Here is a 14,283-nt window from a genome sequence, read left to right as displayed (position 1 = left end):
TTTCGAGATGAGACCGCCCCCTGAAGCTTGTTCATACGCCCGCGAAAAATGAATTCCAGGAGTCGCGCCGATGCCCGGGGCCAAAGGGCGCTCCGGGCGGCGCCCGAAACCAACCGCCCAGAAGGCGCTGGCGGGCAACCCCGGCAAGCGCGCACTGAACAAAAGCGAGCCGACGTTCGCAGAGCTGACCGCGGTCGATCCGCCCGAGTGGCTGCCAGAGCTGGCGGTCACGATGTGGGAAACGGTCGTGCCGCAACTGCTCGGCGAGCAGGTGTTGCAGATCACCGACCTGCACAACGTCGAGGCGTTTTGCGTTGCGTACTCCAACTGGCGCATCGCCCAGGATCACGTCACCGCGCACGGCCCAGTGGTGGAGGGCGCAACGGGCGGCCCGATGAAAAACCCCGCGCTCACCGCCGCGAAAGAGGCGATGGCGCAGATGGTCACCTTCGGCTCCATGCTCGGCCTTGATCCGTCGAGCCGCCAGCGGCTGATCACCGGCCGCAAGAAACCTGTCGGAAACCCATTCGCCGAGTTGCTCGGCAACGGCTGAGCATGGCGAGCAAGCACCCCATCGTCGACGGAGCGATGCGGTGGGCGCGCAAGGTCCTGGCCGGCAAGTTGCCGTGCTGCCGCTACGTGCGCTTGGCGATCGAGCGCCACTTCGACGACATCGAAGCCAGCCGCACCGCCAAGTTCCGCTACAAGTTCGACGCGGCCAAGGCCGAGAAGAAGCTGCGGCTCATTCAGCTGCTGCCGCACACCAAGGGCGAGTGGGCGTTCAAGCGCCAACTCATCACCCTGGAGCCCTGGCAAGCGTTCGGCATGGCCTGCACATTCGGCTGGGTGCGGAAGAACAGCGGCTTCCGCCGCTTCCGCGAAAGCTACTGGGAAGTGCCCCGCAAGAACGGGAAGTCGGTGATCGCCGCCGGCGTTGGCATCGCGATGTTCTGCGCCGACGGCGAGTTCGGAGCCGAGGTCTACGCCGGCGCCACCACCGAGAAACAGGCCTGGGAGGTGTTTCGCCCAGCGCGGCTGATGGTGAAGCGATCGCCGATGCTGATGGAGGCCGCCGGCATCGAGGTCAACGCCTCGAACATGAACCGGCCGGATGACTCCAGCCGCTTCGAGCCGATCATCGGCGACCCCGGCGACGGCTCGTCGCCGAGCTGTTCCATCGTCGACGAGTACCACGAGCACGACACCGCGGCGCTCTACGAAACCATGCTCACCGGCATGGGTGCCCGTAGGCAGCCGCTGATGTTCATCATCACCACCGCCGGCGCCAACATCGCCGGGCCCTGCTACGACAAGCGTCGCCAGGTCCTCGAAATGCTCGACGGCACCGTGCCGGACGACGAGTTGTTCGGCTGGGTCTGGACCATCGACGAGGGCGACGACTGGACCGACCCGAAGGTGCTGGCCAAGGCCAACCCCAACTTCGGCGTGTCCGTCTTCAAGGAATACCTGGAGAGCCAGCAGCAGCGCGCGATTCGCACAGCGCGGTTCACCAACACCTTCAAGACCAAGCACCTCAACGTCTGGGTGAGCGCGAAGACCGGCTTCTTCAACATGGAGTCCTGGCGCAGTTGCGAGGACACCACGCTGAGCCTCGAGCAGTTCGAGGGGCAGGACCTGGCCCTGGGGCTCGACCTGGCCCGCAAGCTCGACATGAACGCGAAGATCCGCCTCTTCTGGCGAATGATCGACGGCCGCATCCACTACTACTGCCTGGTGCCGCAGTTCTGGGTGCCCGAGGACACCGTCCACTCCCAGGAAAACCGCCGCATGGCCGAGCGGTACCAGGGCTGGGTCAACAGCGGCCACCTGTTGGAAACCCCCGGCGCCGAGGTCGACTACCGCGAGATCCTCTCGGAGCTCAAGGGCGACGGCCGCCGCTTTGACGTCCGCCAGAGCGGCATCGACCCGCACGGAGCCACCGGCCTGATGCACGACATGGACGACGAGGGCCTGACACCCGTCGTCATCACCCAGAACTACACCAACCTGTCCACGCCCATGAAGGAGCTGGAAGCGGCCATCGAGTCGGGGCGCTTCCACCACGACGGCCACCCGATCCTCACCTGGTGCATGGGCAACGTCATCGGCAAGAACATCCCGGGCAACGACGACGTCGTCCGCCCCATCAAGCAGGGTGACGACAACAAGATCGACGGCGCCGTGGCGCTGATCATCGCCGTGGGCCGAGTACTCGCCCTGGCGCCCACAGAAACCGCCGACGACGACTGGCTCGCCGGTATACGGAACCCCATCATCGTATGAGCGCATTCCTCGCATTCCTGCTGGCAAGCCTGGTCGGCTTCGGCCTCCTGTGCGCCGGCGTCTGGATGCTCGCCGGTACCGGCTGGGCGCTGATCGCCGGAGGTTGGTGCATGTTCGCCATCGCCGGCTTCATCCGCCGAGGCCTGCGCGATGAGTAAAACCTTGCGCCAGGCCCTCGCCACCAGCGTCGTGCGCCCTTCGGCCGACATCACCAGTTGGTTCGGAAAAACCATCCGGCTCACGGATGGCGGATTCTGGTCGGCCTTCTCCGGTGGGCAGTCCAGCGCCGGCGTCGCCGTCAACGTCACCACCGCCATGCGGGTCTCTACCGTCTGGGCCTGCGTTCGGTTGATTGCCGAGACCATCGCCACCCTGCCGCTCGGCCTCTACACCCGCCTTCCCGATGGGGGGCGCGAGGCCAACCAGGACCACCCGCTCTACACCGTCCTGGCGCTTTCGCCGAACGCCGACATGGGGCCGGTGCAGTTCTGGGAGGCCATGTTGGCCAGCCTGCTGCTGCAGGGGAATGCCTACGCCCTTGTGCATCGGGCCGGCGGCCGCGTGATTGCGCTCGACTTTCTGCTGCCGAACCGCATGCGCCTGGATTGCCGTAACGGCGTGCTGCGCTACTTCTACAGCTTCCCCGGCGAAGGTGAGCGCGAGATTGAAACGGCCGATCTGCTGCACATCCCAGGGTTTTCGCTGGATGGGCGCATCGGCCTGTCGCCGATCACCTACGGCGCCAACGTCATCGGCTCTGCCATCGCCGCGGATGAAGCGGCGAACAGCACCTTCAAGAAAGGGCTCATGCCCACTGTGGCGTTCAAGGTCGATCGCACGCTCAAGAAGGCCCAGCGCGAGGATTTCCGAGGCTACATCGAGTCGGTTTCCGGCGCGCTGAACGCCGGCAAGTCTCCGGTGCTGGAGGAGGGCATCACGCCAGAGTCGATTGGCATCAACCCGACTGACGCCCAGTTGCTCGAAACGCGAGGGTGGAGTGTGGAGGAAGTCTGCCGCTTCTACCGCACGCCGCCGCACATGGTCGGCCACACCGAAAAAAGCACCAGCTGGGGCACCGGCCTCGAGCAGCAGGTGATCGGCTTCCTGACGTTCTGCCTCAACCCCTGGCTGCGCCGAGTCGAGAAGGCCATCACCCGTCAATTGTTGACCCCGGTCGAGCGCCTCAAGCACTACGCCGAGTACTCCATCGAAGGCCTGATGCGCGCCGACAGCGCCGCCCGCCACGCCTTCTACTCGGCGATGACCCAGAACGGCATCTACACCCGTGACGACTGCCGCGTCCGCGAGAACCTGCCCCGCAAGGGCGGCAACGCCGACGTGCTTACCGTCCAGAGCAACCTCACCCCGCTCGACGCCCTCGGGCAAACCGACGCCGGCAAGGCCGCGCAAGCCGCCCTTCAGGCATGGCTCAACGGCCCCACCCAGGAGTAACCATGGACCTCAGCAAACTCAAGGCCTCCGGCATCAGCTGCGAGGTCAGCCCCCGCGCGCTCGAGCGTTGGAACCCGGCCATTCAGGCCGCCGTCGAGAACACCGGCGACACCATCACCATCTACGGCGTGATCGGCGAGGACTACTGGGGCCAGGGCGTCACCGTCCAGCGCATCGACGCCGCCCTGCGCGCCATCGGCGACAAGCCGGTGACCGTCTACGTCAACTCGCCCGGCGGCGACATGTTCGAAGGCCTCGCCATCTACAACCGCCTGCGCGAGCACAGCCAGCAGATCACCACCAAGGTGCTAGGCCTGGCCGCCAGCGCCGGCTCTCTGATCGCCATGGCCGGACATGAACGCCAGGTCGCAAGCGCCGGCTTCCTGATGATCCACAACTGCTGGACCTGGCTCGCCGCCAACCGGCACGGCCTGCGCGAAGCCGCCGACGTCATGGAGGAATTCGACGCTGCCATGGCCGACCTCTACGCCGAGGTCAGCGGCCAACCCTCCGAGGACATGGCCGAGCTGATGGATGACGAGACCTTCATCCGCGGAAAGCTCGCCGTCGAGCTCTCCCTGGCCACCAGCCTGCTGTCGTCCGACGAGATCACCGAGCGCGACGACGCCGAAACCCGCCAGACCAGCGCCATGAAGGCCATGGACATCGCCCTCGCCAAGAGCGGCATGACCCGCGCCCAGCGGCGCGAACTGTTCGCCAATTTCAAGCCCGGCACGCCTCGCGCTGCCGGCGGGGGCACGCAGAACGCTGCCCCGACCGATAAGCGAAGCGCTATCGCCCCTGACCTTTCCGCCTCCCTGTCAGAGGCGTCCGCAATCCTCAATTCCCTCAAAGGAGAATCGCGATGAGCGACTTCGAAAAGCAGTACAACGAACTGAACGCCAGCCTGAAACAGATCGGCGACCAGATCAAAGCCCAGGCTGAAAACGCCCAGAAGGAACTCACCAAGACCGGTGAGATGCAGGCCGAAACCCGCGCCAAGGTCGACGAACTGCTCACCAAGCAGGGCGAGATGCAGGCCCGCCTGCAGGAGGCCGAGCAGAAGCTGATCAACGCCGGCAAGCGCAACGAAGACACCGAACGTCCGAAGTCGGCCGGCGAGCTGGTCGTGCAGAGCGAAGCCATGCAGGACATGAAGAGCTCGTTCCGTGGCTCCCGCCGGATTGCGGTGCCGCGCGCCGCCATCACCTCGACCTCCGGCTCCGGCGGCACCCTGGTACCGGCAGAGCGCCGTGGCGGCATCCTCGCACTGCCTGAGCGTCAGCTCACCATCCGCGACCTGATCGCCCCCGGCCAGACCAGCAGCAACTCGTACGAGTACGTGCGCGAAACCGGTTTCACGAACAACGCCGCGCCGGTCGCGGAGAACACGGCCAAGCCGTACTCCGACCTGACCTTCGCGCTGGAAAACGCTCCGGTTCGAACCATTGCGCACCTTTTCAAGGCCTCGAAACAGATCCTCGACGACGCGCCCGCCCTGCAAAGCATCATCGATGCCCGAGGCCGCTACGGCCTGCGCCTGGCCGAGGAAGCGCAGCTGCTCTTCGGTAACGGCACCGGCGCAAACCTCGCAGGCCTGGTGCCGCTGGCGCAGGACTACGCCGCGCCGGGTGGCGTCACCGTCACCGGTGAACAGCGCATCGACCGTCTGCGCCTGGCGCTGCTGCAGGCCGAATTGGCCGAATACCCGTCCGATGGCATCGTCATCAACCCCATCGACTGGGCACTGATCGAGCTGCTCAAGGACGGCGAGGGCCGCTATCTGATCGGCATGCCCCAGGGCAACATGCCGGCCACGCTGTGGCGCCGTCCGGTGGTGGCGACCCAAGCCATGCCGCAGGACGACTTCCTGGTCGGTGCGTTCCAGCTCGGTGCGCAGATCTTCGACCGCGAAGACATCGAGATCCTGATCAGCACCGAGAACGCCGACGACTTCGAGAAGAACATGGTGACCATCCGCGCTGAAGAGCGCCTGGCCTTCGCCGTGTATCGCCCCGAAGCCTTCGTCACCGGCTCGCTGACCGAAGTCGCCGGCGGCTAATCGACCACGTCACCACATCGAGAAGGGCGCCCAAGCGGCGCCCTTTTTCGTGAAGGAGAACAACCATGGCACGCACTACCAAGCAGCCGGAGCAAGCCGATTCCGGCGATCAATCGCAGTCCTCTGCCGAGGCGAGCGCCGCCGAGAGCACCCAGCCCACCAACGCCCAGCAGGTCACCATCTACCCTTTGCGCACCTACCAGGACCAGGGCGAGCTCAAGCGCCGCGGTGGCAAGGGCTACGGCGTCAGCAAGAGCCATGCCCTGCAACTGATCGCCTCCGGCCTAGCCACCGACAAGAACCCGAAGGGCTGACCCATGGCATTCGTGGACCTAGCAGTGGCCAAGGCGCATCTGCGCGAGCCCGAGGATGACGAAACCTACCTGATGCTGCTGCTGTCCGCAGCCGAGGACCAGGCCGTGCAGTTCCTCGATCGCAACGTCTACGCCGACGATGCAGCCCTGGCTGCCGCCGTAGCCGCAGAGACCGCCGGCGAGCGGCCCATCGTCGCCAACGACTCCATCCGCGCCGCCACGCTGCTGATCCTCGGCCATCTCTACGCCAACCGCGAAGACGTGGTCACCGGCACCATCGCCACCGAACTGCCGCGCAGCTCGCGCTCGCTGCTGATGCCGTACCGCGTCGGGATGGGTGTATGAGAGCAGGCCCACTCCGCCACCGCGCCACCCTGCAGGAGCAGCAGCGCGTCCCCGATGGCGCGGGCGGTTACGCCGAAACCTGGGTCGAGCTGCGCAAGGTCTGGGTCGAGATCACACTGCCGACTGGGCGCGTGGCCACCGTCGCCGACCAGTTGCAGAACGTCGTTACCGCCGAGATCCGCGCTCGCCCGTCGCCAGCGCTGGTCGCCGGGCGGCGCCTGGTACACACCCGACAGGGCCTCACCACCACCTACCTGATCGAAGCGGCGCTGTCCGACAACGAGAACAGCATGCTCCGGCTGCTGTGCTCCAACGTCACCCCAACCCCGAGGACTACCCCATGACCCTCCGCGCAACTGGCAACCTGAGCGGTGCCGTCACCGCCAAGAAGGGCGACGACCTGAGCAAGCTCGCCGCCGCCACCAAGGAAGTACTCATCGCCCGCGGCCTGGCCAAGGATGACGGTGTAGAGGCTGCACCGAAGTCTGCCAAGGCGGCAGCCAAGGACGCCTGACCGTGGCCAGGCGCTCCCGCATCAAAGGCGACTTCAAGCTGCGCCGTGTGCTGCGGGAGATCGCCAAGCTGGATCAGAGCGATCTGCCCCGGGCAATGGCCCAGGCCGCTGACCTGGTGTTGGCCACGCAGCAGGCCGACATCCCCAGGGACACCGGCGACGCCGCTGCCGCACTGCAGGTGCGCATCAGCAAGAACGGCCTGGACGCCCGCGTAGGCATCATCGGCAAGAAGGCCAACCGCGAGTTCTTCTACCTGCGTTTCATCGAGTACGGCACCAAGGGCTACACCGGCGGAAAGCGCGCCGGCAATCGCAACCGTCGGAGCACCAACAAGACGGACGGCGAGCACTGGTTCGGCAAGAACCCCGACATCCCGGCGCGCCCGGCGCACCCCTGGCTGCGCCCCAGCATTCAGACCAACCGCGACGACATCCGCGTGATCATCCGCGGCGCCATCGACAGCACGCTGCGCCGCGCCGCCAAAGGGGCAAGCAATGCCTGATCCATCCCTCGCCCTGCAGCGCGCCGTGTTTCAGCGCCTGGAGGCCGAACTGAGCGTGCCGGTTTACGACGCCGTGCCGGCGGACACGCCCTATCCCTACGTCACCATCGACAGCGAGCGCGCCACCAACGCCAGCCCGCTATCGGGCCGCAAGCGCGAAGAGCGCCTGCTGTATTTCAGCGTCTGGAGCGACTACCAGGGGCAGGCCGAGGTCAAGCGCATCAATGGCGAGATCGCCGCCGCGCTGGTCGAACGCCGCCTGGCGCTGGACGACGGCCGCGCTGTCGCCGTGCGCCTGGTCAGCACCGCCAGCAACCGCGAGCCCGACGGCCGCACCTACATGGGTTCGGTCGTCGTCCGCGTCATCACCACTCACTGATCCACCCCACGCCACCCGGCATCACCCCGCGCGCCCTTGGAGGACTACCCATGGCCGAAGACAACCTGAACACCGCCGCCGGCTGCCGGCTGGCGATTGGCACCAAGACCCCGGCAGAAACGAAGGCCGAATACGAGGCGGACACCTACGTCGACGTTGGCGAGATCGAAGACCTCGGCGAATTCGGCGACACGTTCAGCTCGGTCAATTTCACCAGCCTGCTCAATGGTCGCGTGCGCAAGTACAAAGGCACCGCCGATGCCGGCGACATGACCCTGACCGTGGGTCTCGACAACGGCGATGCCGGCCAACAGGCCGTCAAGACCGCTCACGCTGACCGCACCAAGGGCAACTACAACATCAAGGTCACCCTCAATGACGGCGACCCGACGGCCGATCCGGTGGAGCTGCCCACCACGTTCTACTTCGGCGTAAAGGTGATGAACAACACCGTCGCCGCTGGCAGCGCCGACAACGTCGTGCGCCGCAACATCACCCTCGGCATCAACACCGACATCCTCGAAGTCATCGCCGGCCCCGCCGCCTGATCGGTGGGGCGCATGCCCCACCTGCTGGAGTGATCCATGAGTGAAGCCCTGCACGGTACCGTCGACCTGGTCGTCGGTGCGCGCACCTACACCCTGCAGCCCACCCTCGAGGCGGCGCTGCGCATCGAACACAAGTTCGGCGGCCTACGCGGCGCGCTGGAGGCGACCCGCCTGCTCAGCCTTAGCGCCTGTGCCGACCTGATCGTCGCCGGCGCCGGCCTCAAGCCCGAGCAACACGCCGAGATCGCCGCCGCCATCTTTGCCACCGGCGTCAGCACCGTGGCCAACGCGCTGGTCCCGTACATCAGTGGGCTCATCAACCCGGTACCGCCGGATATCGCCGCGCGGGGAAAGCCCGAGGCGGCGGCCACAGCGCCGTAAAGAACGGCAGCTATGTCGACTACCTGTTCGGCATAGCCACCGGATGGCTGGGCTGGCCGCCTGACGTCGCCTGGAAGACCCCCATCCCGCAACTGATGATCGCCCTCGATGCCCGCATCGACTGGATGAACCGCGACAAGCCTGGCAATGCGGTGCCCGCCGCGCAGCGAAAGGGCAGTGTCGCGGACCGGCTCAAGGCGTTCTTGCGTGGGCGGAGGGAGTGACCGATACAGTATTTCTGTACCGTTGACGGTGGAGCAATTAGCGGTTAACTTTCGTGCGTCGCTGCAAAATCAGCGGCCGGGTGTGGTAACCCGTGGTGATCGTAGGCGCACAGCGCCGTAAGGCGTTTTTTTGTGCTCGCTTTATGGCGGGCCGTGCGTGGGAGTCCTTCGGGGCTGCCGGGTTCCTACGTCCCCGGTTTACCACCCTGCGCACGGTTCGCCTCCATTTTCGTGTGGTAACGACGGTGGCGAACTCCAGACAGATCGTAGGAGCCGCAGCCCATGAAAACCGCCGTAGTCATCCCGTTCAAGTTTGATACCCGTGAAGTCCGCACCCTGCTGATCGACGACCAGCCGTGGTTTGTAGCTGGAGATGTAGCAACCGCTCTGGAATACCGAATTGCCGGAGACATGACCAGAAACCTGGATGACGATGAAAAGGGTACGCAGATTGTGCGTACCCTTGGCGGCGATCAGGAAATGCTGGTCATCAACGAATCCGGTTTGTACTCGGCGATTCTTCGCAGTCGCAAGGCCGAAGCCAAGCGCTTCAAGAAGTGGGTAACCGCCGAGGTGCTTCCGGCGATCCGTCGCACCGGCCGCTACGAAGACGCCGGCAACAAGATGTCCACCCTGATGGATGAGCTGATCGGCATGACCGAGGTGAACGTCATCAAGGGGCTGATTCGCGACAAGGCCAAGGTGATCCCCATCGACCGCCGCCGAGGCTTCCAGTTGGCGATGAACAACCGGCTGCACACCCGCTTCAACGTGCCGCGGGTAGAGCTGATCCCCGCCGCCCAGTTCGAGGCCGCCTGCAACTTCATCGCCGCCTACGCCCTGGAGGGTGAGTGGCTGCCGAAGGAGGAGGGCAAAGGGTTCTCGGGGTTGATCGGCCGCGAGGTTGGCGCCGCGGAACGTTGGCTGGTGTCCCTCGATTACGCCGGCAATGAGCAATACAAGCTGGTCCCGATGGATGCCTACGTCATGAACCATCGCGACCTGATCAAGGCTATGACCGCACCCTATGGGGACACCCTGGTATCTACGGACGAAATGTTCGAGTTCGCCATGGCGGCGCTGGCCAATCTTCAAGCCCGCTCGGCCTGGCAGGCAAAGGCGATCAACGAAATGAAACGCCAGGCCTAGAGGCCAAAGAGGAAAGCAGAACCCAGTCCGGTGCTGGGTTTCTGTGCTGGCGCTTTGGTATTCTCGTACCTTTCCAACAGGGAGGTGGCGAGATGCGGAAATTCAGGTTATTGGGAATCGCAGTGCTAATGACATTGGCCGCTATCCCTTGCATCAGCTTTGCTGAAGTTATCGGCGGTAAAAAATGCGATGAAGTGAAGATGGCCGCTGGATATACATCTGATTCGCCATTGAAGGTCGATGCAGAAAGCATAAAATCGGAAAGTCCTCTATTTCCTGGCGGCTCTGTATTTTGCGATATATCCAAGAGGTACACCGCGCCGGGTTTCGAACTGACTCGCTCGGAATTTGGTAAGTTCGATGGCGTGAAATACCGCGTATATTACTCTGATGGGAGTGGAGTTATACAGGGTGACCCAGCTTCAACATTGGACTATGTGAAAGATAGGAGTATTAAGAACTGGGAGCTAATGTGTAAGGCTGACCTTATGGATGACACGCGTTGGTGCTCTATCAGTAGCGGGTCTCTTAATGTTGGGATTTGGAAGGACGGTAAGCCATTCTTGAGAGTGGGTACGGATCATTACCCTGGTTCAAGTGTGATGATTAGAGTTGACAAGAATGCACCGATGACTGCTGGTGAGAAGAGGCAGTTTTCAGCTTCGCAGGTCGATCAAGCAATCAAGCAAATGTCGACGGGTAAGAATATATTGGTTAGATATGTGGAATGGCCATATCAATCAAACATTGATAGCCAAGTATCCTTATTTGGGTTTGTTCAGGCATATGAGGTGTTAGGTCAGACCTTTAAAAGGCACTCTCATTAGATTTGTCGATTTTTAAAGCCGCCTTCGGGCGGTTTTTTTATACCCGGAGAAAACGATGGCAGACCAAGAAGTCCAGGGGATGCTGATCCAGATTGAGGCCACAACGGCGCAACTGCGTCGGGAGCTGGCCGCCTCGGATCAACTGGTCGCGCGCACCACCAGCAGCATCGACCGCAACCTGGCCAACGTCGACGCCTCGTTCGATCGCAGCGCCCAGGCGGCACAGCGCGCTGGCACCCTGATGCGTGGCACCTTCGCTGCGCTCGCTGGCGCCGGGCTGGTGGGCGGCATCATCCGCCAGGTCGATGCCTACGGGCAGATGGCTGACCGCCTGCGCATGGCCACCTCCGGAACTGCCGAATATCAGCAGGTGCAGGCGCACCTGCTGGAGACGGCCCAGCAGACCTATCGACCGCTGGCCGAGGCGCAGGAACTGTACATCCGCACCGCGGACGTGATGCGCTCCCTGGGTTACAACACCCAGCAGACGCTCGACATCACCGACTCGTTCTCCTTCCTGTTGGTGACCAACGCCGCCAGCGCCGACCGCGCGCAGTCCGCGCTCGACGCCTACAGCAAAGCCCTGCAGACCGGAAAGGTCGAGGCCGATGGCTGGGTCGCCATCCAGACCGCGATGCCGACCATCGTCAACGCCATCGCCGCCGGCACCGGCAAGAGCGCGGAGGAAATCCGCAACCTGGGTGCCCAGGGCAAGCTGGCGCTGGACGACATCAACGCAGGCCTGCTCAGCACCGTTGAGGTGAACCGAAAGGCCGCCGAGGAAATGTCCACCAGCGTCCAGGACGCTATGGTGAACATCCAGAACGCGATCCAGACCTTCATCGGCGGCGCGGAGGAAACGACCGGCGTATTCGCTGGCCTGGCGACCGCGCTGGGCGTGATCGCTGATAACGTCGGCGTGGTTGCGAGTGTGCTGGGTGGCGCGGGTATCGCGGCGCTGACGCTCTACACGGCTCGCGCTGGGCTGGCGGTGAAAGCCGCGTGGGCAGACCGTGCCGCCCGTATCGCCCAAGCGGATGCCGTGCTGCAGGCGGCAATCGCCGATCAGCGCAAGGCCGAGACCACCACCATTCTCGCAGCCCGCGAGGCGGCCGCTGCACGCGGTACTGCGGTGCAGACGCAGCTGTCCATTCAGCTAGCCCAGGCGCGCACCCGCGAGGCGGCAGCAACGGCAACGGTTGCCGCCGCTCAGCAGGGCCTGCGTGCGGCCAGCCTAGGCATCCTGTCCGCCCTCGGCGGCCCCATGGGCCTCGCTCTGGCCGCCGGTACCGTCGCCGCGGGTTTCCTGCTCATGGGCGGCAATGCCGATCAGGCGGGCGTTGACCTGGCCGAGCTCAAGCGTTCGACCGAAGAGCTGCGCGCCGAATTCCAGGGGCTGACCCGCGACCAGAAAGAGGCCTCGCTGGTCCGCTGGCAGCAATCTCAAATCACCGCCGCGGAACAGGTCCAGGGCGCCTATGACGACCTGGCCCAATCGATTCGCTCGGCGGTGGTCACAGCGCCTGCGCGTGATTCCGGCGGCGCCTACACCCAGCAGCTCACGGCCTATCAGTCGCTGATCGACCGCCTCAACGAGGCGCGCGAAAGCGGTGCCGACCTCTCGCCCATCCTGCGCGAAGTCGCCGAGCGGCTGAACCTGCCCGCCAGCACCCTGCAGTCCTGGCTGCAGCAGGCCGGCGCCTTCAGCGATGCCGACCGCCGCTCCGCGCAGATCGCCGATACCCTGCGCCTGCTCACCAGTGAGCTGGACGCCAACACCCAGGCCACCCAGGACAACAACGCCGCCAAGGCGGGCATGTCCTCGGCCGGACAGACCTACCTCGACACCCTGACCAAGCAGCTCGCCAAGCTGCAAGACAACGGCAGCGCGATCGCCGAGGCGAATCGCTACATCGCCGAGAACAAGGACCTCACCGAGGCCGACCGGGTTGCGATCATCTCCGCCGCGAACGCCATCGAGGCCCAGCGCGCGGCGAACAAGAAGGCGACCGCCGACCAGAAGGACCACACCAAGTCCCTCGAGGACGAGATCAAAGCCCTCGACAAGCTGCTCGATCGCGCCCTGCCGGAGCGTAAGCGCCTGGCCGATCTCGCCGAGGGCATCAAGGGCCTGCGCGCGGCCCAGGCCGCCGGCAAGATCACCGCTGCGGAGATGGAGCAGGGCATCCTCAACCTCAACCAGGCCTATGCCGACAGCCAGGTCCAGCAGCAGATCGAGGCGGAACAGAAACTCGCCCAGGTCCGCCGCAACAGCGCCGAGGCCTATCGCGCCGCGATGGAGGTCATCCTGCAGACCCGCCAGCAGGAGATAGACAACGAAGTCACCGGAATCGGCCTGGGCGACGATCAGCGCGAGCAGCTGCAACGGGTCAACGAGATTCGCCAGCGCTACGCCCAGCAGCGCCGAGAGCTGGAGCAGCAGCAGGAGGACGCCAGCCGGCGCCTCAGTCAGTACGCCTACGAGCAGCGCCTGGCGGACCTGGCCGAGTACCAGGCCCGCGAGATCCAAATGGAAGTGGACGGCCACGCCGCGCGGCTGGCCGCCCAGCAGGACTACACCAACGGCGCGCGACGGGCCTGGCAGAACATTAAAGCGGACGCGGCCGATGTGGCCAGCGCCACAGAGGACTCGCTGACCACCGGTTTCAACTCCGCTCGCGATGCCCTGGCCGATTTCACCGTCACGGGCAAGCTCAACTTCCGCAGCTTCGCCGCCAGCGTGATTGCGGACATGGCGCGCATCCAGGCGGCACAGGCCGCCAGCGGGCTGCTCAGCAGTGCCATTGGCTGGGGCATTTCCGCATTCACTGGCGGCAGCAGTTCCGCCGGCGCGACTCAGTCCGGCTACACCGGCTCAGATTTTTCCAACTGGCTGTCGACGCAAGCCAAAGGCGGCGCCTGGGATTCCGGCGTGCAGTTCTTCGCCAAGGGCGGCGCCTTCACCAACAGCATCGTCAGCCAGCCCACCGCCTTCGGCATGGCCGGCGGGGCAGGGGTGATGGGTGAGGACGGGCCGGAAGCCATCGTGCCGCTCGCGCGCGCGGCTGATGGCTCCCTCGGCGTTCGCGCCGTGGGCTCGGGCAGCTCGGGCAGCAGCATCAGCATCAGCGCCCCGGCGCAGTTCGTGATGCAGGACCGCAGCGACGAGGGAATGGAGCTGGACCAAGCCGCGCTCGCTGCCAACTGGCAGAAAGAAATGCAAGCCGCCGCTGACCGCGCCATCGCCGCGAGCTGGCGTTCGGGCGGCATCAGCTACCGCAATGCAAAGGGGATTGCCTGAG

The 14,283-nt window shown here is 64.9% G+C and carries 18 protein-coding genes; all 18 read left to right on the top strand.

What is annotated here, in order from left to right:
- The first annotated feature begins 70 nt into the window (after nucleotides 1–70).
- Nucleotides 71–553, top strand: coding sequence for a phage terminase small subunit P27 family (locus ACYRGX_RS17175; protein WP_473053658.1), 483 nt, complete (start codon nucleotides 71–73; stop codon nucleotides 551–553).
- Between the two features lie 2 nt (nucleotides 554–555).
- Complete coding sequence (locus tag ACYRGX_RS17170; protein ID WP_473053657.1) at nucleotides 556–2,283, top strand: terminase large subunit; 1,728 nt, start codon at nucleotides 556–558, stop codon at nucleotides 2,281–2,283.
- Nucleotides 2,280–2,441 (top strand): hypothetical protein, encoded by a 162-nt coding sequence (locus ACYRGX_RS17165; RefSeq protein ID WP_473053656.1) that lies wholly within the window; start codon nucleotides 2,280–2,282, stop codon nucleotides 2,439–2,441. Before ACYRGX_RS17170 ends, ACYRGX_RS17165 begins: the two co-directional genes overlap by 4 nt.
- 4 nt (nucleotides 2,442–2,445) lie before the next feature.
- Entirely contained in the window at nucleotides 2,446–3,735 is a 1,290-nt protein-coding gene (locus ACYRGX_RS17160) for a phage portal protein (protein WP_473053655.1), read from the top strand.
- Between the two features lie 2 nt (nucleotides 3,736–3,737).
- The gene (locus ACYRGX_RS17155; protein ID WP_473053654.1) at nucleotides 3,738–4,604 is read left to right on the top strand and encodes a head maturation protease, ClpP-related; all 867 of its coding nucleotides are present in this window, start codon (nucleotides 3,738–3,740) and stop codon (nucleotides 4,602–4,604) included.
- Entirely contained in the window at nucleotides 4,601–5,797 is a 1,197-nt protein-coding gene (locus ACYRGX_RS17150) for a phage major capsid protein (RefSeq protein ID WP_473053653.1), read from the top strand. Before ACYRGX_RS17155 ends, ACYRGX_RS17150 begins: the two co-directional genes overlap by 4 nt.
- Nucleotides 5,798–5,862: 65 nt before the next feature.
- The gene (locus ACYRGX_RS17145) at nucleotides 5,863–6,111 is read left to right on the top strand and encodes a hypothetical protein (protein WP_473053652.1); all 249 of its coding nucleotides are present in this window, start codon (nucleotides 5,863–5,865) and stop codon (nucleotides 6,109–6,111) included.
- 3 nt (nucleotides 6,112–6,114) lie between these two features.
- On the top strand, nucleotides 6,115–6,456 hold the full coding sequence (locus ACYRGX_RS17140) for a head-tail connector protein (protein ID WP_473053651.1): 342 nt from the start codon (nucleotides 6,115–6,117) through the stop codon (nucleotides 6,454–6,456).
- Nucleotides 6,453–6,800 carry a head-tail adaptor protein gene (locus tag ACYRGX_RS17135; protein WP_473053650.1) on the top strand — a complete coding sequence of 116 codons (348 nt, stop codon included), beginning with the start codon at nucleotides 6,453–6,455 and terminating at the stop codon, nucleotides 6,798–6,800. The genes ACYRGX_RS17140 and ACYRGX_RS17135 overlap by 4 nt, the downstream gene beginning before the upstream one ends.
- On the top strand, nucleotides 6,797–6,970 hold the full coding sequence (locus tag ACYRGX_RS17130; RefSeq protein WP_473053649.1) for a hypothetical protein: 174 nt from the start codon (nucleotides 6,797–6,799) through the stop codon (nucleotides 6,968–6,970). The genes ACYRGX_RS17135 and ACYRGX_RS17130 overlap by 4 nt, the downstream gene beginning before the upstream one ends.
- A 2-nt stretch (nucleotides 6,971–6,972) precedes the next feature.
- Nucleotides 6,973–7,473, top strand: coding sequence for an HK97-gp10 family putative phage morphogenesis protein (locus tag ACYRGX_RS17125; RefSeq protein WP_473053648.1), 501 nt, complete (start codon nucleotides 6,973–6,975; stop codon nucleotides 7,471–7,473).
- Nucleotides 7,466–7,852 carry a DUF3168 domain-containing protein gene (locus tag ACYRGX_RS17120; RefSeq protein WP_473053647.1) on the top strand — a complete coding sequence of 129 codons (387 nt, stop codon included), beginning with the start codon at nucleotides 7,466–7,468 and terminating at the stop codon, nucleotides 7,850–7,852. The genes ACYRGX_RS17125 and ACYRGX_RS17120 overlap by 8 nt, the downstream gene beginning before the upstream one ends.
- 50 nt (nucleotides 7,853–7,902) lie before the next feature.
- Nucleotides 7,903–8,400, top strand: coding sequence for a hypothetical protein (locus ACYRGX_RS17115; protein WP_473053646.1), 498 nt, complete (start codon nucleotides 7,903–7,905; stop codon nucleotides 8,398–8,400).
- Between the two features lie 36 nt (nucleotides 8,401–8,436).
- On the top strand, nucleotides 8,437–8,781 hold the full coding sequence (locus ACYRGX_RS17110) for a hypothetical protein (protein ID WP_473053645.1): 345 nt from the start codon (nucleotides 8,437–8,439) through the stop codon (nucleotides 8,779–8,781).
- A 32-nt stretch (nucleotides 8,782–8,813) separates the two neighbouring features.
- Nucleotides 8,814–9,005, top strand: coding sequence for a hypothetical protein (locus ACYRGX_RS17105; protein WP_473056716.1), 192 nt, complete (start codon nucleotides 8,814–8,816; stop codon nucleotides 9,003–9,005).
- Nucleotides 9,006–9,287: 282 nt separating this feature from the next.
- Entirely contained in the window at nucleotides 9,288–10,154 is an 867-nt protein-coding gene (locus ACYRGX_RS17100) for a BRO-N domain-containing protein (protein ID WP_473053644.1), read from the top strand.
- Between the two features lie 92 nt (nucleotides 10,155–10,246).
- Nucleotides 10,247–10,981: a hypothetical protein gene (locus ACYRGX_RS17095; protein ID WP_473053643.1), complete on the top strand. Its 735-nt coding sequence runs from the start codon at nucleotides 10,247–10,249 to the stop codon at nucleotides 10,979–10,981.
- A 55-nt stretch (nucleotides 10,982–11,036) separates the two neighbouring features.
- Nucleotides 11,037–14,282 carry a phage tail tape measure protein gene (locus tag ACYRGX_RS17090; protein WP_473053642.1) on the top strand — a complete coding sequence of 1,082 codons (3,246 nt, stop codon included), beginning with the start codon at nucleotides 11,037–11,039 and terminating at the stop codon, nucleotides 14,280–14,282.
- The last annotated feature ends 1 nt before the right edge of the window (nucleotide 14,283 follow it).

It is taken from the genome of Pseudomonas sp. R4-15 (genome assembly GCF_055768815.1).
This window is presented reverse-complemented; position numbering and strand designations above follow the sequence as displayed.